Source organism: Pseudomonas sp. NPDC087626 (assembly GCF_044743405.1).
In the GTDB taxonomy this organism is placed as follows: domain Bacteria; phylum Pseudomonadota; class Gammaproteobacteria; order Pseudomonadales; family Pseudomonadaceae; genus Aquipseudomonas.
Genome location: NZ_JBIUWJ010000001.1, coordinates 53,063 through 74,539, shown reverse-complemented (window position 1 = coordinate 74,539; position 21,477 = coordinate 53,063). Strand labels below are relative to the sequence as shown.

21 protein-coding genes are annotated in these 21,477 nt (G+C 61.9%); 8 read left to right on the top strand and 13 right to left on the bottom strand.

Features of this window, described 5'->3' with window-relative positions:
* Window positions 1-114: 114 nt before the first annotated feature.
* Complete coding sequence (locus ACIOVD_RS00355; RefSeq protein WP_320333222.1) at window positions 115-771, top strand: HAD family hydrolase; 657 nt, start codon at window positions 115-117, stop codon at window positions 769-771.
* Between the two features lie 352 nt (window positions 772-1,123).
* Here the strand turns inward: ACIOVD_RS00355 and ACIOVD_RS00350 are convergent, their stop codons facing one another.
* Window positions 1,124-1,549: a DUF2269 family protein gene (locus tag ACIOVD_RS00350; protein WP_095164648.1), complete on the bottom strand. Its 426-nt coding sequence runs from the start codon at window positions 1,547-1,549 to the stop codon at window positions 1,124-1,126.
* Between the two features lie 39 nt (window positions 1,550-1,588).
* Window positions 1,589-3,103 (bottom strand): threonine ammonia-lyase, biosynthetic, encoded by a 1,515-nt coding sequence (gene ilvA / locus ACIOVD_RS00345; RefSeq protein ID WP_095164649.1) that lies wholly within the window; start codon window positions 3,101-3,103, stop codon window positions 1,589-1,591.
* Between the two features lie 145 nt (window positions 3,104-3,248).
* On the opposite strand from ilvA, the gene rpiA reads away from it, so the two are divergent.
* A complete protein-coding gene (gene rpiA, locus ACIOVD_RS00340; RefSeq protein ID WP_095164650.1) occupies window positions 3,249-3,920 on the top strand; it encodes a ribose-5-phosphate isomerase RpiA in 672 nt (223 codons plus the stop codon).
* Between the two features lie 85 nt (window positions 3,921-4,005).
* Here rpiA and ACIOVD_RS00335 read toward each other — a convergent pair whose 3' ends face one another.
* From ACIOVD_RS00335 to ACIOVD_RS00325, 3 genes are all read right to left on the bottom strand, one after another.
* Window positions 4,006-4,920: an SdiA-regulated domain-containing protein gene (locus ACIOVD_RS00335; RefSeq protein ID WP_095164651.1), complete on the bottom strand. Its 915-nt coding sequence runs from the start codon at window positions 4,918-4,920 to the stop codon at window positions 4,006-4,008.
* Between the two features lie 185 nt (window positions 4,921-5,105).
* Window positions 5,106-5,771: a fumarylacetoacetate hydrolase family protein gene (locus tag ACIOVD_RS00330; RefSeq protein WP_095164652.1), complete on the bottom strand. Its 666-nt coding sequence runs from the start codon at window positions 5,769-5,771 to the stop codon at window positions 5,106-5,108.
* Between the two features lie 40 nt (window positions 5,772-5,811).
* Complete coding sequence (locus ACIOVD_RS00325) at window positions 5,812-7,206, bottom strand: FAD-binding oxidoreductase (RefSeq protein WP_095164653.1); 1,395 nt, start codon at window positions 7,204-7,206, stop codon at window positions 5,812-5,814.
* Between the two features lie 206 nt (window positions 7,207-7,412).
* Here ACIOVD_RS00325 and serA point away from each other — a divergent pair, with 206 nt between their 5' ends.
* The gene (serA, locus tag ACIOVD_RS00320) at window positions 7,413-8,642 is read left to right on the top strand and encodes a phosphoglycerate dehydrogenase (RefSeq protein ID WP_095164654.1); all 1,230 of its coding nucleotides are present in this window, start codon (window positions 7,413-7,415) and stop codon (window positions 8,640-8,642) included.
* Window positions 8,643-8,701: 59 nt separating this feature from the next.
* Here serA and ACIOVD_RS00315 read toward each other — a convergent pair whose 3' ends face one another.
* Window positions 8,702-9,124, bottom strand: coding sequence for a DUF4399 domain-containing protein (locus tag ACIOVD_RS00315; protein ID WP_095164655.1), 423 nt, complete (start codon window positions 9,122-9,124; stop codon window positions 8,702-8,704).
* A gap of 132 nt (window positions 9,125-9,256) precedes the next feature.
* Here ACIOVD_RS00315 and ACIOVD_RS00310 point away from each other — a divergent pair, with 132 nt between their 5' ends.
* Window positions 9,257-10,030, top strand: coding sequence for a transporter substrate-binding domain-containing protein (locus ACIOVD_RS00310; RefSeq protein ID WP_095164661.1), 774 nt, complete (start codon window positions 9,257-9,259; stop codon window positions 10,028-10,030).
* 76 nt (window positions 10,031-10,106) lie between these two features.
* Here the strand turns inward: ACIOVD_RS00310 and ACIOVD_RS00305 are convergent, their stop codons facing one another.
* Window positions 10,107-10,592, bottom strand: coding sequence for a DUF523 domain-containing protein (locus ACIOVD_RS00305; RefSeq protein ID WP_320334514.1), 486 nt, complete (start codon window positions 10,590-10,592; stop codon window positions 10,107-10,109).
* 2 nt (window positions 10,593-10,594) lie between these two features.
* Window positions 10,595-11,227 (bottom strand): 2OG-Fe(II) oxygenase, encoded by a 633-nt coding sequence (locus ACIOVD_RS00300; RefSeq protein WP_162530217.1) that lies wholly within the window; start codon window positions 11,225-11,227, stop codon window positions 10,595-10,597.
* 132 nt (window positions 11,228-11,359) lie between these two features.
* On the opposite strand from ACIOVD_RS00300, the gene ACIOVD_RS00295 reads away from it, so the two are divergent.
* Window positions 11,360-12,112 (top strand): DUF2059 domain-containing protein, encoded by a 753-nt coding sequence (locus ACIOVD_RS00295; protein ID WP_095164665.1) that lies wholly within the window; start codon window positions 11,360-11,362, stop codon window positions 12,110-12,112.
* A gap of 21 nt (window positions 12,113-12,133) precedes the next feature.
* Here ACIOVD_RS00295 and ACIOVD_RS00290 read toward each other — a convergent pair whose 3' ends face one another.
* Window positions 12,134-13,081 carry an alpha/beta hydrolase gene (locus ACIOVD_RS00290; RefSeq protein ID WP_401125451.1) on the bottom strand — a complete coding sequence of 316 codons (948 nt, stop codon included), beginning with the start codon at window positions 13,079-13,081 and terminating at the stop codon, window positions 12,134-12,136.
* 96 nt (window positions 13,082-13,177) lie between these two features.
* On the opposite strand from ACIOVD_RS00290, the gene ACIOVD_RS00285 reads away from it, so the two are divergent.
* Complete coding sequence (locus tag ACIOVD_RS00285; protein ID WP_159998468.1) at window positions 13,178-13,756, top strand: DUF6436 domain-containing protein; 579 nt, start codon at window positions 13,178-13,180, stop codon at window positions 13,754-13,756.
* A gap of 103 nt (window positions 13,757-13,859) precedes the next feature.
* A complete protein-coding gene (locus ACIOVD_RS00280) occupies window positions 13,860-16,259 on the top strand; it encodes a penicillin acylase family protein (RefSeq protein ID WP_401125448.1) in 2,400 nt (799 codons plus the stop codon).
* A gap of 33 nt (window positions 16,260-16,292) precedes the next feature.
* Here the strand turns inward: ACIOVD_RS00280 and ACIOVD_RS00275 are convergent, their stop codons facing one another.
* Window positions 16,293-17,258 (bottom strand): GlxA family transcriptional regulator, encoded by a 966-nt coding sequence (locus ACIOVD_RS00275; protein WP_401125445.1) that lies wholly within the window; start codon window positions 17,256-17,258, stop codon window positions 16,293-16,295.
* A 296-nt stretch (window positions 17,259-17,554) separates the two neighbouring features.
* Here ACIOVD_RS00275 and ACIOVD_RS00270 point away from each other — a divergent pair, with 296 nt between their 5' ends.
* A complete protein-coding gene (locus tag ACIOVD_RS00270; protein WP_095164686.1) occupies window positions 17,555-18,196 on the top strand; it encodes an HD domain-containing protein in 642 nt (213 codons plus the stop codon).
* A gap of 274 nt (window positions 18,197-18,470) precedes the next feature.
* Here the strand turns inward: ACIOVD_RS00270 and ACIOVD_RS00265 are convergent, their stop codons facing one another.
* Genes ACIOVD_RS00265 through ACIOVD_RS00255 form a run of 3 tightly spaced genes read right to left on the bottom strand, consistent with a single transcriptional unit; the run spans window position 18,471 to window position 21,417 of the window.
* On the bottom strand, window positions 18,471-19,361 hold the full coding sequence (locus tag ACIOVD_RS00265) for an ABC transporter permease subunit (RefSeq protein WP_095164687.1): 891 nt from the start codon (window positions 19,359-19,361) through the stop codon (window positions 18,471-18,473).
* Window positions 19,358-20,239, bottom strand: a complete 882-nt coding sequence (locus ACIOVD_RS00260; RefSeq protein ID WP_174244642.1) for an ABC transporter permease subunit — start codon at window positions 20,237-20,239, stop codon at window positions 19,358-19,360. The genes ACIOVD_RS00265 and ACIOVD_RS00260 overlap by 4 nt, the downstream gene beginning before the upstream one ends.
* Window positions 20,240-20,274: 35 nt before the next feature.
* On the bottom strand, window positions 20,275-21,417 hold the full coding sequence (locus tag ACIOVD_RS00255) for an ABC transporter ATP-binding protein (protein ID WP_095164689.1): 1,143 nt from the start codon (window positions 21,415-21,417) through the stop codon (window positions 20,275-20,277).
* Between the last annotated feature and the right edge of the window lie 60 nt (window positions 21,418-21,477).

Sequence of the window (21,477 nt, the reverse complement as noted above, 5' to 3'; positions counted from 1 at the left end):
CATTGTTCCACAAAGGTTGTGAAGGCGGCAACGAAGCTTCCTACCTTATGTGCACTCTTGTGAAAAGACCGTATTCTTAACCCCTTTTTACTGACTTATCAGCGGGTAACTGCAATGCGCCTGGCTTTATTCGATCTGGACAACACACTTTTGGGCGGTGACAGCGATCACGCATGGGGCGATTACCTGTGTGAACGGGAGATCCTCGACCCCATCGCGTACAAAGCGCGCAACGACGAGTTCTACCAGGATTACCTGGCCGGCAAGCTGGACAATGCCGCGTACTTGAACTTCTGCCTGGAAATCCTCGGCCGCACCGAGATGGCCCAGCTCGATGAATGGCACCGCGACTTCATGCGCGACTGCATCGAGCCGCTCATGCTGCCCAAGGCTGTGGAACTGCTGGCCAAGCACCGCGCCGCCGGCGACAAGTTGGTAATCATCACCGCCACCAACCGTTTCGTCACCGCACCGATTGCCGAGCACCTGGGAGTGGAAACCCTGATCGCCACCGAATGCGAAATGCACGAGGGCCGCTACACCGGGCGCAGCACCGATGTACCGTGCTTTCGCGAAGGCAAGGTGACACGCTTGAATCGTTGGCTGGAGGAGACTGGGTTGTCGCTGGAAGGCAGTTATTTCTATAGCGACTCGATGAATGATCTGCCGCTGCTGGAGCAGGTGACCAACCCGGTGGCGGTTGATCCGGACCCGAATCTGCGGGCCGAAGCCGAGAAGCGTGGTTGGCCGGTGATTTCGTTGCGCGGCTGAGAATGCCATCGCGGGCAAGCCCGCTCCCACAGAGGGCTTGGGTGTGCATGCAATCTATGCCACCCGGCAAAACCTGTGGGAGCGGGCTTGCCCGGTAATTTCGCTGCGCGACTGAGAATGCCATCGCGGGCAAGCCCGCTCCCACAGGGGGCTTGGGTGTGCATGCAATCTATGCCACCCGGCAAAACCTGTGGGAGCGGGCTTGGCCGGTAATTTCGCTGCGCGACTGAGAATGCCATCGCGGGCAAGCCCGCTCCCACAGGGGGCTTGGGTGTGCATGCAATCTATGCCACCCGGAAAAACCTGTGGGAGCGGGCTTGCCCGCGATTAGGGTCACCTCGGTACCAAGCTGCTAAACCGGCTTGGCACCCATCAAGCCGGCAATCGCGATCAAGCTGACCAAGCTGACCAACGCCAGGGCAAAGGTGAATCTGCCGCTACCAACCGGCGCCGTGCGCTGGCGATTGAGCCGCGCCAGCAACCAGAAACCACTCAGCGCCGCCACGGTGTAGAGCACACTGGAGGCCAGCAACCAGGTTTGCCCCAGCGGCCAACCAATCAGGTGCACCATCCACCAGCCGGTGAACGGCATGCTCAGCAGCGCCAGGCCCATCAGCAGCCAGACGAACAGCCGTGGCCGTTGCAAGGTGCGCACCGGCGCCGTGGCATCACCATTGCGCTGGGTCCGCCAGACCCAGACCGCCAGGCCCAGAGCACCGGCCAGCAGCAACACGGTTGCCACCATATGAGCCATTTTCAGCGCGGTTAGAGTTTCCATACGTCAATTCCCTCAAGTCCTGTGCATCAGCGTAGCCGTTCAGCCCAGAAACAGCTGATAGGCCGGATTGTCGCTTTCATCCCAATACGGGTAGCCGATTTCCGCCAACGCCGCCGGCACCAGGTGGCGCTCGTCGTGCGGCACCTGCAGGCCCGCGACCACTCGGCCGTCGGCTGCGCCGTGGTTACGGTAGTGAAACATCGAGATGTTCCAGCGCCCACCGAGCTTGTTGAGGAAGTTGAACAGCGCGCCCGGGCGTTCCGGAAATTCGAAACGCAGGATCACTTCATCGACCACGTGGGCCGCACGACCGCCGACCATGTGGCGAATGTGCAACTTGGCCAGTTCGTTGTCGGTCAGGTCGAGCACCGGGAAACCCTGCTCGCTCAGGCTGGCGATCAGCGCACTGCGCGGATCGTTCTCCGGATGGGTCTGCACGCCGACAAAGATGTGCGCCTCACTGCCGGTGTTGTAGCGGTAGTTGAATTCGGTGATCTGGCGCTTGCCGATGGCTTCGCAGAACGCCTTGAAGCTGCCCGGCTGCTCCGGAATGGTCACCGCGATAATGGCCTCGCGACCCTCGCCCAGCTCGGCGCGCTCGGCCACATGGCGCAGGCGATCGAAATTGACGTTGGCGCCGGAGTCGATGGCCACCAGGGTCTGCCCGGTGACGCCGCGCAATTCGACGTACTTCTTGATCCCGGCTACGCCCAGGGCGCCGGCCGGCTCGGTGATCGAGCGGGTGTCGTCGTAGATGTCCTTGATCGCCGCGCAGATTTCATCGGTGCTGACGGTGATCACTTCATCGACATAGTCTTTGCAGATATCGAAGGTGTGCTGGCCGATCTGCGCCACGGCAACACCGTCGGCAAAGATCCCCACGGTCGGCAGCACCACCCGCTCGCCGGCGGCCATGGCCGCTTGCAGGCAATTGGAGTCATCCGGCTCGACGCCGATGATCTTGATGTCCGGGCGCAGGTATTTGACGTAGGCCGCGATCCCGGCGATCAGGCCGCCACCGCCCACCGGCACGAAGATCGCGTCTAGCGGACCCGGATGCTGGCGCAGGATTTCCATGGCCACCGTGCCCTGCCCGGCAATGGTGTGCGGATCATCGTAGGGGTGAATGTAGACGTAGCCTTTTTCGTCGACCAGCTTCAGGGAATAGGCCAGGGCCTCTGGGAACGAATCCCCGTGCAGCACTACTTTGCCGCCGCGCGAACGCACGCCTTCGACCTTGATCTCCGGGGTGGTCTTGGGCATCACGATGGTCGCCTTGACCCCCAGCACCTTGGCCGCCAGGGCCAGGCCTTGCGCGTGGTTGCCCGCCGAGGCGGTGACCACGCCGCGCGCACGCTCTTCGTCGGTCAACTGGGTCAGCTTGTTGTAAGCGCCGCGAATCTTGAACGAGAACACCGGCTGCAAGTCTTCGCGCTTGAGCCAGATCTTGTTGCCCAGCCGCTCGGAGAGCTGGCGGGCAGTCTGCAAAGGGGTTTCTACGGCAACGTCATAAACGCGCGAGGTGAGGATCTTTTTGACGTACTGTTCAAGCATCGGAAAGCATCACTGAGCGGGTTGGGCAGGACCACGGAGTCTAACCCGGCTTTTGCCCGGGCGACCACACGAATGCAGAGGTTTTAGCCGGCCATGGCGCTATAATGCCGGCCTTCTGTCCCCCTCATGGCACCTCGGAGCCCGCATGACCCAGGATCAACTCAAACAGGCAGTGGCGCAGGCCGCCGTCGATTTCATCCTTCCCAAACTCGACGACAAGAGCATCGTCGGGGTCGGCACCGGCTCCACCGCCAACTGCTTCATCGACGCCCTGGCCCAGCACAAGGGCGCCTTCGACGGCGCGGTCGCCAGCTCCGAAGCCACCGCCGCGCGCCTCAAGGGCCACGGGATCCCGGTGTATGAGCTCAATACGGTCAGCGACCTGGAGTTCTACGTCGACGGCGCCGATGAAAGTGACGAGCACCTGAACCTGATCAAGGGCGGCGGCGCTGCCCTGACCCGCGAGAAGATCGTTGCGGCCGTGGCCAAGACCTTCATCTGCATCGCCGACGCGAGCAAGCTGGTGCCGGTGCTGGGCAATTTCCCGTTGCCGGTCGAAGTGATCCCGATGGCCCGCAGCCACGTGGCTCGCGAGCTGGTGAAACTGGGCGGCGACCCGGTGTACCGTGAAGGCGTGTTGACCGACAACGGCAACATCATCCTCGACGTCTTCAACATGCAGATCACCAACCCGGTGGAGCTGGAGCAGCAGATCAACGCCATCGTCGGCGTGGTCACCAACGGCCTGTTCGCCGCCCGTCCGGCGGACTTGTTGCTGCTGGGCACCAGCGAAGGCGTGAAGACCCTCAAGGCCTGAGGCAGGCGCCACCCTGCTCGCGATAGCGGTATGCCAGGCACCATGGATGTTGGCGGTGCCGGCCTCATCGCGAGCAGGCTTGCTCCTACGGATTGGGCTTCTTGAAGACGTAGAACAGGTTCGGCTCGCTCACCAGGTACAAGGTCCCGTCGTCATCCATGGCGATCCCCTCCGCTTGCGGCACGGTCTTTTGCAGGCCCTGACGCCCCTTGTTCAACGACATGGTGCTTAGCGGCCGCCCGTCGATATCCAGTTCCAACACCAGGAACGACTCGTCCGACAGCGCCAGTAAATGGCCGCTGCGCTCATCGTATTGCAGGCTCGAGAGATCGCGCACAAACAGCCCGGCATCACGCTTGGGATTGTTGATCACGTGCACGGCGTAGGATTTCTCCGGGTTGTAATGGGGGAAACCCTGCACTTCATAGATCAGCATCGGGTCGCGTTCCTTGGCGACAAACAAGCGCTTGCCCTTGGAGTCGTAGGCCAGACCCTCGAACCCTTTGTTGCGGGTCATGTGCACGCCCAGGGTCATCTGCTCGGCATCTGCGGCGTCGAGGAAGGTGGTGTCGTCTTCGAGATGAATCTTGATCAGCCTTTGCTGGCGCTCATCACTGATCACGTAGGTGTCGGCGCTGATGAACTCCACGGCTTCCGGGTCGCCAAAGCCGATCAGCGCGACCCGGCGCAGGATGCGCCCGTCGAGGGACATCTCGACCAGTTCGGAATTCTTGTTGGTGACGGTGAACAGGCTTTTACGCACCGGATCAAAGGTCAAGGCCGAGACGTCATCGTCCAGGCCTTCGATCGGCTTCGCCTCGATCACCACTCTATAGTCGTTGAGCGCCATCGAATGCTCACCGGCCGGGTGCAACCAGGCTTGCAGGTTGAACCAGCTGCGCTCGTAAAGGCGGTAGTACTGGCCCAGCATGGCCAACGCCAGCAAGGCGGCGATCAACACGAGCAGGGCAAGGGGCTTGGGGCGGGCAAGTCGGCGCATGGGGCGAGCTCAAAAAGCAATCGGGCGGATGAAATATCACGCGTTGATGAATTCAAGCTTAATGGCATAGGAGGAACCTGTGGGAGCGGGCTTGCCCGCGATGGCGTAGGCACATTCAGCATCAATGTGTCAGATACACCGCTATCGCGGGCAAGCCCGCTCCCACAGGTTCAGTGCTGTGCCGATCAGCGCACGCTGCTGGCGAAGCTGCCGGCACCCGGCAGTTCCAGGACCAGTTCATCCCCGACATTCAGCGGGCCGACGCCCACCGGCGTACCGGTGAGGATCACGTCGCCGGCCTGCAGCGAGAAGCAGCCGGCCATGTGCTGGATCATCGGCACGATCGGGTTGAGCATGGCACTGCTGTTACCGTCCTGGCGGACTTCGCCATTGATGGTCAGGCGAATGCCGATATCAGTCAGGTCGGCAAAGGTGCTGCTGACCACGAACGGCGCCAGCACACAGGCACCGTCGAACGACTTGGCGATTTCCCACGGCAGCCCCTTGGCCTTGAGCTCGGCCTGCTTGTCGCGCAGGGTCAGGTCCAGGGCCGGGGCGAACCCGGAGATCGCATCCAGCACTTCTTCACGGCTTGGCTTGGTTGACAAGGGTTTGCCGATCAACACCGCGATTTCCGCCTCGTAATGCACCGAGCCGCGCTCGGTCGGAATCGCAAAACCACCTTCCAGCGGCACCACGCAACTGCCCGGCTTGATGAACAACAACGGCTCGGTCGGTACCGGGTTATCCAGTTCCTTGGCGTGTTCGGCGTAGTTGCGCCCGATGCACACCACTTTCCCCAGTGGGAAATGAATACGGGTACCGTCGACATACTGGTGCTGATAGCTCATTACCGCCTCCTGCCTTAGGGATTCTTCAGGTACCGCACCTTCAAACAGCGAAGATCTTGCCCGGGTTCATGATGCCGTTCGGGTCGAACACAGCCTTGACGGCTTTCATGTACTCGATTTCCACCGGCGAACGGCTGTAGGTCAGGTAATCGCGCTTGGTCATGCCCACGCCGTGTTCGGCCGAGATCGAGCCGTTGTATTTCTCGACGGTTTCAAACACCCACTTGTTGACCGTCGCGCACTTGGCAAAGAACTCGTCCTTGCTCAGGTTTTCCGGCTTGAGGATGTTCAGGTGCAGGTTGCCGTCGCCGATGTGGCCGAACCAGACGATTTCGAAGTCCGGGTAGTGTTTGCCGACGATCGCGTCGATTTCCTTCAGGAATGCCGGGACTTTCGACACAGTGACCGAAATGTCGTTCTTGTACGGAGTCCAGTGGGAAATGGTCTCGGAGATGTACTCGCGCAGTTTCCACAGGTTTTGCAGTTGGGATTCGCTCTGGCTCATCACGCCATCGAGCACCCAGCCCTGTTCAACGCAGTGTTCGAAGGTTTCCAGGGCGTGGTTGGCCACTTCCTCGGTGGTCGCTTCGAATTCCAGCAGCGCGTAGAACGGGCATTCTGACTCGAACGGCGCCGGCACGTCGCCACGAGCGAGGACCTTGGCCAGGGCCTTGTCGGAGAAAAACTCGAAGGCGGTCAGGTCCAGCTTGCTCTGGAAGGCGTGCAGCACCGGCATGATCGAATCGAAATCGGTGGTACCGAGGACCATCGCAGTGAGGTTTTTCGGCGCGCGATCCAGGCGCATGGTCGCTTCGACCACAAAACCCAGGGTACCTTCGGCGCCGATGAACAGCTGGCGCATGTCGTAGCCGGTGGCGTTCTTGATCAGGTCGCGATTCAACTCCAGCAGGTCGCCCTTGCCGGTGACCACTTTCATGCCCGCCACCCAGTTGCGGGTCATGCCGTAGCGAATGACCTTGATCCCGCCGGCATTGGTGCCGATATTGCCGCCAATCTGACTGGAACCGGCCGAGGCGAAGTCCACCGGGTAATACAAGCCCTTTTCTTCAGCCACGTTCTGCAGATGCTCGGTGACCACGCCTGGCTGGCACACCACGGTGCGATCAGTCAGGTTCACATCGAGGATCTGGTTCATGTAGTCGAACGAAACCACCACTTCGCCATTGGCGGCCACCGCAGCAGCCGACAGCCCGGTACGCCCGCCGGACGGCACCAGGGCAACCTTGTGCTGGTTGGCCCAGCGCACGATGGCCTGGACCTGCTCGGTGGTCTTGGGGAACACGATAGCCGTCGGGGCTGGGGCGAAATGCTTGGTCCAATCCTTACCGTAAGCATTCAGGGAGTCGGCGTCGGTCAACACCTTGCCAGGCTCAACCAGGGTCTTCAGCTCATCAATCAGGGCAGGATTGGTCATCGAAAGAACTCTCGAACAATTCATGGTCATCCTGAGAACGCTTCACGTCGCAGGAATGAGTGTTTAGCGGGGTGCATATGCTAGCATACCGACCCCGCAGGGTAGTGCCCAAAGGCTGTTCTGCGGTGACGGCGTTCCTGCCGTTCGGGTCAGCTCTGGGCTGCTCCCCTCCCTGCCATTTTTCTCCGGGATACAGGTTTACGCAGATGAGCAAGACTTCTCTCGATAAGAGCAAGATCAAGTTCCTTCTTCTCGAAGGCGTCCACCAATCGGCTGTCGACGTTCTCAAGTCGGCTGGCTACACCAGCATCGAGTACCTCACCGGTTCTCTGCCGGAAGCCCAGTTGAAGGAAAAGATCGCTGATGCGCACTTCATCGGCATTCGCTCACGCACTCAACTGACCGAAGAGATCTTCGATCACGCGAAGAAGCTGGTCGCCGTCGGCTGTTTCTGCATCGGCACCAACCAGGTGGATTTGAACGCTGCCCGCGAACGCGGTATCGCTGTGTTCAACGCGCCGTACTCCAACACCCGCTCCGTTGCCGAGCTGGTGCTGGCCGAAGCGATCCTGCTGCTGCGCGGCATCCCGGAGAAGAACGCCTCCTGCCACCGTGGCGGTTGGATCAAGAGTGCGGCCAACTCCTTCGAAATCCGGGGCAAGAAGCTGGGTATCGTCGGCTACGGTTCGATCGGCACTCAACTGTCGGTGCTGGCTGAAGGCCTCGGCATGCAGGTTTACTTCTACGACACCGTGACCAAGCTGCCACTGGGTAACGCCACCCAGGTCGGCAACCTGCACGAGCTGTTGGGCATGTCCGACATCGTCACCCTGCACGTTCCGGAAACTGCTGCGACCCAGTGGATGATCGGCGAGAAGGAAATCCGCGCCATCAAGAAGGGCGGCATCCTGATCAACGCCGCTCGCGGCACCGTGGTTGAACTGGACCACCTGGCCGCAGCGATCAAGGACAAGCACCTGATCGGCGCTGCCATCGACGTATTCCCGGTGGAGCCACGCTCCAACGACGAAGAGTTCGAAAGCCCGCTGCGTGGCCTGGACAACGTGATCCTGACCCCGCACATCGGCGGCTCCACCGCTGAAGCGCAAGCCAACATCGGCCTGGAAGTGGCCGAGAAGCTGGTCAAGTACAGCGACAACGGTACGTCGGTGTCCTCGGTCAACTTCCCGGAAGTGGCCCTGCCGGCTCACCCTGGCAAGCACCGCCTGCTGCACATCCACGAGAACATCCCGGGTGTGATGAGCGAGATCAACAAGGTCTTCGCCGAAAACGGCATCAACATTTCCGGTCAGTTCCTGCAGACCAACGAGAAAGTCGGCTACGTCGTGATCGACGTCGACGCCGAGTACTCGGACCTGGCGCAAGAGAAGCTGCAACACATCAACGGCACCATTCGTTGCCGCGTGTTGTTCTAACGCTCAAGCGTCAATAAAAAGGGAGCCCCGCGGGGCTCCCTTTTTTATGCCTGGACGGATTACTTCACCGTCACAGTGATTTTTTCCGAAATGATCGGTGGCTCGAAGGCCATGTGATTCTTGTCGCCCAACTCCAGCTGCAAGGTGTGTGTGCCGGGAGTCAGGGTCAGTTCGGTTTCGGTCTGGGCCTTGCCGAAATGCACGTGCTGGGCGTCAGCCGGAATCACCTGGCCTGCGGCGATCGGGCCGGTGTCGATCAGCAGGTGGTGGTGGCCGGTGTTTTTGGTGGCATCGCCCGCCGGAGCCAGCGCTACGCCTTCAATGCCGAACTTGACCTTGAAGGTCTTGTCCACGGTGGCGCCATTTTCCGGGGTGACGATAAACGCCTTGGCCCCAGCCGGGGCGGGGGTCGCAGCGCTGGCCATCATAGAAGCACCGAGTAACAGACTGGCCAAAACAGCACGTGACATAAAGGTTTTCATTCTTTTCTCCAGTTTTACGCTTAATCTTTATGAGTGTGACAACTTCGTGGCGATTCGTTGTCGAAGGACCTCAACACCATAGCAAAGCGCGCCGCAGCAGCGCGCCGCACATAACGAATTCAAGGAGTGACCATGCGCTTTTTGCCTGGCCTGATACTGTTGCTGCCCCTTGTGAGCCCATTGGCTCATGCTGAACTGATTGACGATGTAAACGACCGTGGCGAACTGCGCATTGCGCTGGAAGCCGACACCCCGCCGTTCAACTTCAAGGATGACGGCCGGCTTACCGGCTTCGAAGTCGAGCTCGGCCAACTGCTGGCCAGGGAACTGGATGTACGCGCCGACTTCGTGGTGACCGATTCCACGGACCTGCTGCCAGGCGTCGAGAGCGGCAAGTACGACATCGCCATCAATCACATAGCACTGACCCCGGAACTCAAGGATCGTTTCGATTTCAGCGAACCTTACAGCTATTCCAGTGCACAACTGATCGTGCGCCAGGAAGAACAACGTCCGCTTGGCTCCCTCCTGGCCCTCAACGGCAAGGCCCTGGGCGTGGCGCAAGGCAGCCAGTTCGTCGACCAGGCCCGCAGCGTCGAAGGCATCGACCTGCACAGCTACCCCGACGCGCAGCAGCCCCTCAAGGACGTGGCCGACAAACAGCTCGACGCCGCCATCAGCGATCGCCTGCTGATCCCCTATGCCATCCGCGACAGCCGGCTGCCGGTCAAGGAAGGCGCCAAGGTCGGCCCGACCCTGAGCCTGGCGATACCCTTCCAGAAGGGCAACCCGGCCTTCCAGGCCAGCCTCGACCAGGCCCTGCAACGGATCAAGAAAGATGGGCGCCTGATGGCGCTGTCGGAAAAATGGTTCGGCATGGACGCGACCCAGCCGCCAAAACCTTAATTGTCGATGGGTCCTTGTGGGAGCAAGCAGACGGAACGCCGCCCGGCGCGCTCCCACAGCGAATCTGCACAGCCCGTCAGGCAAGGCCAGCCAGCGCAGCCGCAGCTTCAGCCAGTTGCAGCTCGCTGAACACCTGCACCCCATGCCGGGTCAGCAGGGCTGCGGTGACGCCTTCACCGCTGACCTTGACCCCGCTGAAGGTCCCGTCATACGTCAGCAGATTGCCGCAGGACGGGCTGTTAGCCTTGAGCACGGCGATCCGGATGGCGTGCTGCTGCACCAGCGCCAGGGCCTGCTGTGCACCTGACAGGAACTCGGCGCTGACATCCTCGCCTTCAGTGGTGATCACCCGAGCGTGACCGTCCAGCACCTGCGCACCCTGACCGCCGGGAATCTCCGCCGCCGCCCGTGGCGTGGGCAAGCCACCGGCGACTTCCGGGCACAACGCGACCACCCGCCCTTCGGCGATCCACTGCTGCAATTGATCGAACGGGCCGCTGGCCCCACCGTCGTAACGTACGCGGTGGCCGAGCAGGCAGCGGCTGACCAGGATTTTCTGCATCATCAGAACAACTCGTTACCGCGACGACGAAACCAGCCGGTCAATGACAGGCGATCGCGGGTCGCGGGCAGGACTTCATGGGGCACTTCACCCGACAGGAATACCACCAGGCAACCACCGATGGGTACCACATCGTGCTCCATGCCCTCCTCCAGGTACATGCGCAACTGACCGCCATGCTCCGGCAGCCAAGCGTCGTTGAGGTAGATCACCGCCGAAACCATGCGCCGGTCGTCGTCGCGAAAGCGGTCGACATGCTTGAGGTAGAACGCCCCAGGTGGGTACAGCGCGAAATGGCTTTCGAAATCCTCAAGGCCCAGGTACAGGCCGCGATTCATGGCTTCGCGCAGGCTGTCCATCAAGCCCAGGTAAAGGTCGCACGCCTCGACCTGGCCCGGTTCCAGCCACTGGATGTGATCGCCACGGATACCCTCGCGAATCTCCGAAAACGGCCCGCGCCCGACAGCCGCCGGCGCCAGTTCACCTTCGGCCGCACGTTTACGGCACTCAGCCGCCAGTGCTCCGGTCAGAACCTGAGGCAGGAAAATGGGCTGCTGCGACCAGCCGCGCACAGCGAGGTCGTCCACGATACGTAACAGCAGCGGGTGATCGGAGGGTATTTGCATGGCGCGCATAGTATTCCTGCGCCAGCAAATCCGACAGCACCACATAGCGGAGGATCGTCGGATAAGCTGATGAACATGATACGAATTCTCGACAACCTGTGTCTGGCCCCGGAGAATAGTCGCCTGCCGACAGGAGTCCTTATGCGCCGTTTGCTTTTTTCACTGTTGATGCTCTGCACTTTCCCCTCCTGGGCAGACGGCCACGACCAGTTGTACAAGGTCGCCGGTTGGCCCGACCAGCGCGCGCATTTTAGCGATGCCCTCAGCGCCGCCCAGCAACGCTACCAAAGCAGCTTGCCGCCGGCGGTGTTCCAGGCGCTGGTCAATAACAGCAATCAGCGTTTTGCGCCGCAGGCCATGGATCGTCGGGCCGAAGCGCAATTGCGCAAGAACCTCGCCGACCCCAAGCCCGCGCTGGGGTTTTTCCAATCGCCGCTGGGTCGCAAGATCATTGCCGCCGAACTGCTGGCGACCCGGCGCGACCAACTGGCGAAGAACGCCAAGGGCCTGCCGAAAATCGAAGCCAGCGACACCCGTCAGTTGATCATTGGTCATCTGGCCCGTGCACTGCCGGCCCGTGAAGCCGGTGCCGAGGTCAGCCTGGCGATCGCCGGCGTGGCGGCGGACAGCCTGAGCCAGATGATTCCCGGCCTGCTCGGCGGCGGTCAGGCCCAGAGCATGTTGAACGGCCAGCGCCAGCGCCTGATGGAACAGATCGGCAGCGACCTGAACAACACCCTGCTGTATGTCTATCGCGACCTATCGGACGCGGAACTGGAAGAGTTCGCCAGCTTTGCCGAATCGGCCGAAGGCCAGGCGTATTACCAGGCAGCACTGGCCGCGATCCGCGCAGGCCTGGCCGTAGGCCAAAGCACCTCGAACCTGAATCAGTAAAGGTCGATGCCGGCAGGGGCGTTACGGATTACGCCCCTTGATCCGCTTGGTCAGAAACCCGAAGTACTCCTGGCGCAACGCCAGGGTTTCATTGGCCAGATGATGCCGAGCCTCGGGCAGCTTCAACACCTGGGGCCGATCGAACTTGCCCGCCAACACTTCAAGGTTGTGCTGCCAATCCACCGTCATGTCCGCCTGGCCTTGAATGATCAGCGGCCGCCGGTGGCTGCGTGGGGCCGCTTCGATACGCTTGATCCAGCGGGCTAGCGCGCCGACCCAGGCGGTCGGCAGACGCAGCGGTTGCAGCGGGTCGGCTTGCAGGAACGGCAGGAAAGCCGGGTCGTTGGAGTTTTCACTGAAGCGCCGGGCGATGCCTTTGACGAAGGGCTTGAGCAGGTAGTAACTCAGGTGCGACCAACCCCAGGCACGCGGCCGCACCAGCGGCGACAGCAGCACCACCTGACCCTGCGCCGGGCTGTCTTGTCCCTGGTTGAGCACATGATCGATCACGATCGCCCCGCCGGTACTCTGCCCGCACAGGTGCCACGGCTGCGGCAAATCGATGGATTGCGCCTCGACGAACAGCCCCTGCAGGGTGTCCTGGTACTCGGCAAAATCGCGGATGCTCGCGCGCTCGCCGCTGGACAGGCCATGCCCCGGCAGGTCGCAGGCAATCACCGCAAACCCCTGATCCAGCGCCCACTCGATCACATGCCGATAGAGCCCGGTGTGGTCGTAGAAACCGTGAAACAGAAACAGCGTCGCCTTGGCCTGCTCGGGCCACCAGAACTGACTGACCAGCTCATAACCATCGACCTCGAACCGCCCCAGCCCGGTACGCAGGGTACGGCCCGCAAAGTCCAGGCCGTAGAACCGCTGATAGGCCCGGCCCTCCTCCGACAACGGCTGCGCGCAGGCCAGGGCTTGCAGGCTGGCGCGCAAATGATCGGCATTGAAGGTGGCAGGCATATCGGGATTCCAGCGCGAAACGGACTTTATGGGCCTGCGATATTCTTCTGTCGCGGCAAGCATGGCAAGCTACGCGACCTTCGAGGAAGCTTTCCCATGCGCCCGCACGCCCGCACGACACTGCTTGCCACCCTGCTCGCCCTGCTATGCGCCGGCGTCCTGTGGGCGGCCTATGACTGGTTCCAGGGACGCTACCTGCGGGCCTTCAGTTCGCACACGGCGGTGTTTTCCGGTGACCCCTTGCGCCTTCCCGAGCACCTGGCCGGCCCCGGGGCGATTCGCGTGGTGCATTTCTGGGACCCGGCCTGCCCCTGCAACGTCGGTAATCAACAGCACCTCGCCGAACTGCTCGAGCACTACGGGCCACAAGGCGTGCAGTTCTACGCGGTGCAAAAGCCCGGCAGCCAGGGCCAACTGCCCAGCACCTTGAGCAACCTCAAACCCCTCGAACTCCTCCCAGGCTCCGAGCAAGTCCCCGCCAGCCCCGCCGTAGCGATCTGGGACCGCGGCGGCAAACTGGCGTACTTCGGCCCCTACAGCGAAGGCCTGACCTGCAACTCCAGCAACAGCTTTATCGAGCCGATCCTGCAGGCCCTGAGCGACGATCGTCCGGTGAATGCCATCAACACTTTGGCGGTGGGTTGTTATTGCCCATGGGCCAGTGACGCACCCTAGGGCATTCCGGACTTTTCAAAGTAGTGGCTGCCCGGCGCGCCAGCTCTGTGCTACATGTTGACCGCCCCGACAGGCGGTACCCTGACAAGAACAAGGAGTCACCATGAAACGCGCCCTGAGCTCACTGGCCCTGGTACTCGTGCTGCTGGCCGCCGCAGCCGGCTGGTATGTGTACAGCAAACAACCATCGCGTCACGGTCAGGTGCAGTTGCAGCACCTGGAGGGCTCCGTGACCGTGCGCTACGACGAACGTGGCATCCCGCACTTGCGTGCCGGCAACGAGATCGACCTGTATCGCGCCCTGGGTTATGTCCAGGCCCAGGACCGGCTGTTCCAGATGGAAATCATGCGGCGCCTGTCCCGGGGTGAGTTGGCCGAGGTGCTCGGGCCCAAGCTGCTGGATACCGACAAACTGTTCCGCAGCCTGCGCATTCGCGAGCGTGCCGAGACTTATGTGGCCGCGCTGGATAAGGAATCTGCGGCGTGGAAGGCCCTGCAGGCCTATCTGGACGGGATCAACCAGTATCAGGACACGCACGCCGCGCCCGTGGAGTTCGATGTGCTGGGCATCGCCAAGCGGCCGTTCACCGCCCAGGACAGCGTCAGCGTCGCCGGCTACATGGCCTACAGCTTTGCCGCGGCCTTTCGTACCGAGCCGTTGCTGACCTACGTGCGCGATCAACTGGGCAACGACTACCTGAACATCTTCGACCTCGACTGGCAGCCCAAAGGCGTGCTGGCCCAGCAACACAGCAGCGCACCGGCCCTCAGCAGCGCCGACTGGCAAGACCTCAACGCCATTGCCCGCCTCAGCCAGCAGGCACTGGCCGAGCACGGCCTGCCGCAATTCGAGGGCAGCAATGCCTGGGTAGTTGCCGGCAGTCGCACCAAGAGCGGCAAACCGCTGTTGGCCGGCGACCCGCACATTCGCTTCGCGACGCCTTCGGTGTGGTACGAAGCGCAGCTGTCGGCCCCTGGTTTCGAACTCTATGGGCACCACCAGGCACTGGTGCCGTTTGCCTTCCTTGGCCACAACCTGGACTTCGGCTGGAGCCTGACGATGTTCCAGAACGACGACCTCGACCTGATCGCCGAGAAGGTCAATCCGGACAACGCCAATCAGGTCTGGTACCGCGGCAAGTGGGTCGAACTGATCAACAGCGAGCAACAGATTGCCGTCAAGGGCCAGGCCCCCGTAACCCTGACCCTGCGGCAATCGCCCCACGGCCCGATCATCAACGATGTCCTGGGCGCCAGCGCCGGCAAGACCCCAATCGCGATGTGGTGGGCGTTCCTCGATACCCAGAACCCGATCCTCGAAGGTTTTTACCAACTCAACCGCGCCGATACCCTGGCCAAGGCCCGAGCCGCGTCCGCCAAGGTCCAGGCTCCTGGGTTGAACATCGTCTGGGCCAATGCCAAGGGGGATATCGGCTGGTGGGCAGCCGCGCAACTGCCCAAACGCCCGGCAGGGGTCAAGCCAGGCTTCATTCTTGACGGCAGCAGCAACCAGGCAGACAAGGACGGCTTCTACCCGTTCAGTGCCAACCCGCAGGAAGAGAACCCGACCCGTGGCTACATCGTCTCCGCCAACTTCCAGCCATTGTCACCGACCGGCATGGAGATTCCCGGCTACTACAACCTGGCCGATCGCGGTCAGCAGCTCAATCTGCAACTGAGCGACAAGAACCTCAAGTGGGACCTGGACAACACCCAGGAGCTGCAACTGGGCACCACGACCGCCTACGGTCAACGCCTGCTGGCGCCGTTGCTGCCGGTATTGCGCGAGGTGGTCAGCGACCCGCAGGAACGCCAGTGGCTGGATCAACTGAGCGCCTGGCAAGGCGATTACCCGCTGGAGTCGACTAGCGCCACGCTGTTCAATCAGTTCCTGTTCAACCTGGCCGACGGGGCGCTGCACGATGAACTGGGCGATAGCTTTTTCGACACTCTGCTCACGACCCGGGTGATCGATACCGCCCTGCCCAGGCTTGCGGCCAACCCCGATTCCCCTTGGTGGGACAACCGCGACACCCTGGGTCAGGAAACCCGTGCCGACGTGGTCAAGGCCGCGTGGCACGCCAGCATCGCCCACCTGAAAACCACCCTCGGCGCAGACGCCACGCAATGGCAATGGGGCAAGGCCCACACCCTCACCCACGGCCATCCGCTGGGCACGCAGAAACCCCTGGAGCGGATTTTTAACGTCGGCCCGTTCGAAGCCCCGGGCAGTCACGAGGTGCCGAACAACCTCTCGGCGAAAATCGGCCCGGCGCCTTGGACCGTGATCTATGGCCCGTCGACCCGACGCATCATCGATTTCGCCGACCCGGCCCACGGCCTGACCATCAACCCGATCGGCCAGAGCGGCGTGCCGTTCGATGCGCACTATCAAGACCAGGCCGAGGCGTACATCGAGGGTGTCTACCACCAGGCGCATTTCAGCGAAGAAGAAGTGACCGCCAATACTCGCAGCACCTTGAAGCTATTGCCGGCGCGTTGACGTTGCAGGCACACGGCGGGCAGGCGCAGCCTCTCAAAGCACCGACGAAAAGTTCAGCCGGAACTGCAGCGGCGTCACGCCCAGGCGTCGATTGAACACGCTGCGCATGTGCTGGGCATCGCGAAATCCACACTGGTAAGCGACGGTCTTGAGTGCCGCCCGCGAGCTTTCCAGCATCACCCGGGCGGCGTCCACCCGCGCCTGCTCCACGAACTCGGCCGGGGTCACCCCGGCTTCTCGGGTGAACACCCGGGAGAAATTGCGCGCACTCATGTTCGCCGCCACTGCCAGGTCGACAATGGCCAGGTCGCCCGTAAGGTTCGCCATCACGTAATGCTGGACCCGCGCCACCGGCGAGGTTTCCTCGGCATAGGGCGTGAGGAACGGGCTGAACTGCGACTGCCCGCCCGCGCGCTGGGTAAACACCACCAGGCGCTTGGCCACGCTCAAGGCCACCTGCGGACCGTGGTCCTTTGCCAGCAGGTACAGCGACAGGTCGATCCCGGCCGTGACCCCGGCCGAAGTGAACAGCTCGCCGTCCTCGACATACAACCGGTCGGCCTCGACGCGGGTAGTCGGGCACAGTGCCGCCAACGCCGCGGCATCGCCCCAATGGGTGGTGACCGTCCTGCCGTCGAGCAATCCCGCGCGGGCCAGCAGGAAGGCGCCGTTGCAGATCGAGCCAAAGCGCCGGGCCCGGGCGCTGGCATCGCGCAGCCAATGGTCGAACGCCGGACCAAAATCGACAAAGGGCAATTGCGGCCCACCGGCCACCAGCAGCAAATCGTAGGCCTGCAGCGCCGCGCTGAAGTGCTGGTGAGCCTGCAGGGTCAGGCCGTTGGAACATGGCAGCAGACCCTGTTCGACGCCGATCACCTGTAACTGGTAATGCTCCTCGGGCTCGAGAAAGCGGTTGGCCTCGGAAAACACATCCATGGGGCCGGTCACGTCCAGCGCCTGGACGCCGGAGAACACCACGATGGCAACGGTTTTACTCATGGTTCGAAACGCCTCTCATGGCATAGATTGCAACGCTCGCGATGTGCGTGAGGACGCCGCGTTCACCCCGACAGCCGAGGTCATCGTTGACGTCCATCGCGAGCAAGCCGCAAGCGGGCACTCGCTCCTACAGGGTCTGCATGCACCGTAGCCAATCCAGGCCCAACAAGCGAGGCTGGCGCGATATGCATGCTCATTGGCCGGGATTGCAGCCATGGATCGATTGTCCGGTTTCAGGGGGGCGAACAGACTGGTGACCTCAGCGCCGCCATGGCGCTCACCATGAGGAAACTCCCATGAGCACCACCATTGCCGGCATCAAGATTCCTGACAGCGCATTGGCCAAAGCCACCACCGAGTACATCCGCGACATCGAGTCCGACCTGCTGTACCACCACTCACGCCGGGTATTCCTGTTCGGTGCCTTGAGCGGCGAACGCCAGCAGTTGGCCTACGATCCGCAGTTGCTGTACGTCGGCGCGATGTTCCATGACCTCGGCCTGGTGGCTGGGTATCGCAGTGACGATGAGCGCTTTGAAGTCGACGGCGCCAACGCCGCAGCGGCCTTTCTCAAACCCTATGGCTTGAGCGATGACGACATCGAGCAGGTCTGGCTGTCGATCGCCCTGCACACCACCCCCGGCGTACCCAAACACCTGCGCCCGACCGTCGCACTGGTGACCGCCGGAGTCGAGATGGACGTGCTGGGCCTGGACTACGCGGCCTTTACCAGCACGCAGCGCAGCGCGGTGGTGCATGCCCACCCACGGGGTGAAGGGTTCAAGGAGTGCATCATCTGCGCCTTTGCCGACGGCTTGCGCCATCGTCCTCAGACGACCTTCGGCAACGTCAAGACGGATGTGCTGGTGGATCAGGAGCCGGGGTTCCAGCCGATGAACTTCGTCCAGGTCATCCGCCAATCCCCTTGGGTCTCGTAAACAACGGTGGGTGTATGCGGGATCCGTGAGCAGCAAAAACTACTGAGGGTGTGCAGGAAATGTGAGCACCAAAAACCACTGTGGGAGCGGGCTTGCCCGCGAAGGTCGTCAACGATGACGCGCCAAGCCAGGCTAAGCGCGGTGTCCTGACGTCCTTCGCGAGCAGGCTCGCTCCCACAGGGTTGATGGGTGTATGCGGGATCCGCGAGCAACCTGAATCACGCTGAGGCGGGGTAGAGAGGTTGACCACAGGATTGTGGTCAACCCTCCCGACTCAAGCCGCTTCCGGCGCCTGGGCCCGACGTGCGTCCGGCTGTTTCCAGGAGTCGGCAGCACTTTCTTCGATGGCCTGCTGGATCGCCCGCTTACGGTTTTCTTCGGCGCGGCGGCTGAAGAACCAGACCAGGAACGTGACGATCGACACCGCCAACAGGATCAGGCTGGCCACGGCGTTGATCTCCGGTTTGACCCCCAGGCGCACCGCCGAGAACACTTCCATCGGCAGGGTGGTGGAACCCGGGCCCGAGACGAAGCTGGCCAATACCAGGTCGTCCAGCGACAGGGCAAACGACATCATGCCGCCCGCTGCCAGCGAAGGCGCAATCATCGGGATGGTGATCAGGAAGAACACCTTCCATGGCCGCGCGCCCAGGTCCATGGCTGCCTCTTCGATCGACAGGTCCAGCTCACGCAGGCGTGCCGACACCACCACCGCCACATAGGCGGCACAGAACGTGGTGTGGGCGATCCAGATGGTGACGATGCCCCGCTCCTGGGGCCAGCCAATCATCTGCGCCATGGCCACGAACAGCAGCAACAGCGACAGACCGGTGATCACTTCCGGCATCACCAACGGCGCGGTGACCAGGCCGCCGAACAGCGTACGGCCCTTGAAGTGGGTGATCCGGGTCAGCACGAATGCCGCCAGGGTCCCCAGCGCCACCGCGGCAATCGCGGTGTAGCAGGCGATTTCCAGCGAGCGCACCACTGAGCCCATCAGTTGGCTGTTATCCAGCAGGCCGACATACCACTTGATCGACCAGCCGCCCCACACCGTCACCAGTTTCGAGGCGTTGAACGAGTAGATCACCAGGATCAGCATCGGCAGGTAGATGAACAACAGACCCACTACCAGCATCAGGCTGGAGAAACGGAAGCGCTTCATTCTTTACCCTCCATTTCCTTGGCCTGACTGCGGTTGAACAGGATGATCGGCACAATCAGGATCGCCAGCATCACCACCGCCAGGGCGGACGCCACCGGCCAGTCACGGTTATTGAAGAACTCTTGCCAGAGCACTTTACCGATCATCAGGGTTTCCGGACCGCCCAGCAGTTCCGGGATCACGAACTCACCCACCACCGGGATGAACACCAGCATGCAGCCGGCGATGATGCCGTTCTTCGACAGCGGAATGGTGATTTTCCAGAAGCTGTTGAAGGTGCTCGAACCCAGGTCGGACGCAGCTTCCAGCAGGCTGGTGTCGTGTTTTACCAGGTTGGCGTAGAGCGGCAGGATCATGAACGGCAGGTAGGAATAGACCACGCCGATATAGACCGCCAGGTTGGTGTTGAGGATCTGCAGCGGCTCATCGATAAAGCCCATGCTCATCAGGAAGCCGTTGAGCAGGCCGTTGTTGCTGAGGATGCCCATCCACGCATACACGCGGATCAGGATCGCGGTCCAGGTCGGCATCATGATCAGCAGTACCAGGACGGTCTGCATTTCCTTGCGCGCACTGGCGATGGCGTAGGCCATCGGGTAGCCGATCAACAGGCACAAAATGGTGCTGATCAGCGCCATCTTCAACGAACCGAGGTAAGCGGCAATGTACAGCTCGTCCTCGCTGAGCATCGCGTAGTTGCCCAGGTTGAGCAGCACCTGCAGCTTCTGCTCAACGAAGCTGTAGATCTCGGTGTACGGCGGAATGGCCACGTCTGCTTCGGCGAAGCTGATCTTCAACACGATGAAGAACGGCAACATGAAGAACAGGAACAGCCACAGGAAAGGAACGCCGATGACCAACTGGCGGCCACCGGGAATTATTCGACTGAGTCGACGCTTGAGTTTTCGCATGTTCATGAGCGCAGTACCACGCCGCTGTCGTCTTCCCACCAGACGTAGACCTGGTCACCCCAGGTCGGACGCTGGCCCCGGCGCTCGGCGTTGGCCACGAACGATTGCACCAGCTTGCCACTCGGCAATTCGACGTAGAACACCGAGTGCCCGCCCAGGTAGGCGATGTCGTGGACCTTGCCGCTCGACCAGTTGTGCTCGCAGGTTGGCATGTCAGCGGTGACCAGCAGTTTTTCCGGACGAATCGCGTAGGTCACCGACTTGTCTTGCACCGAGGTGCTGATGCCGTGGCCGACGTAGATGTTGCGGTCCAGGTCCTTGCAGGTGATCAGTGCATGGCCCTCGGCGTCGTCCACCACTTCACCTTCGAAGATGTTGACGTTGCCGATGAATTCGCAGACCAGGCGGCTGGTCGGGGTTTCGTAGATGTCGATCGGGCTGCCGATCTGGGCAATCCAGCCCAGGTGCATGATCGCGATGCGCTCGGCCATGGTCATGGCCTCTTCCTGATCGTGGGTCACCATGACGCAGGTCACGCCGACCCGCTCGATGATCTCCACCAACTCCAGTTGCATCTGCGAACGCAGTTTCTTGTCGAGGGCGCCCATCGGTTCGTCGAGCAGCAGCAGTTTCGGCCGCTTGGCCAGGGAGCGGGCCAAGGCGACACGCTGGCGCTGGCCACCGGAGAGCTGGTGCGGCTTGCGCTTGGCGTACTGGCTCATCTGCACCAGCTTGAGCATCTCGGCCACCCGGGCGTCGACTTCGGCGGCCGGGATCTTGTCCTGCTTGAGGCCGAAGGCGATGTTCTGTGCCACGGTCATGTGCGGGAACAGCGCGTAGGACTGGAACATCATGTTGATCGGCCGCTCGTACGGCGGCATATCGGTGATGTCCACGCCGTCGAGGAAAATCCGCCCCTCAGTCGGCCGCTCGAAACCGGCGAGCATGCGCAGCAAGGTCGATTTGCCCGAACCCGAACCGCCGAGCAAGGCGAAGATTTCGCCTTTCTTGATTTCCAGGGACACATCGTCCACGGCAATCGTCTCGTCGAACTTCTTCGTGACCCGGTCGATTTTGACCAGCACCTGTTTAGGTGTCTGGTCGCCCTCGAGGGCTTTCTTGTAGGCGCCGGAGGCAACTGCCATTTACGAAACTCCCAACAAAAAGAGTGCGGTTCGCCCAATACGGGCGAACCCTTGGATAGT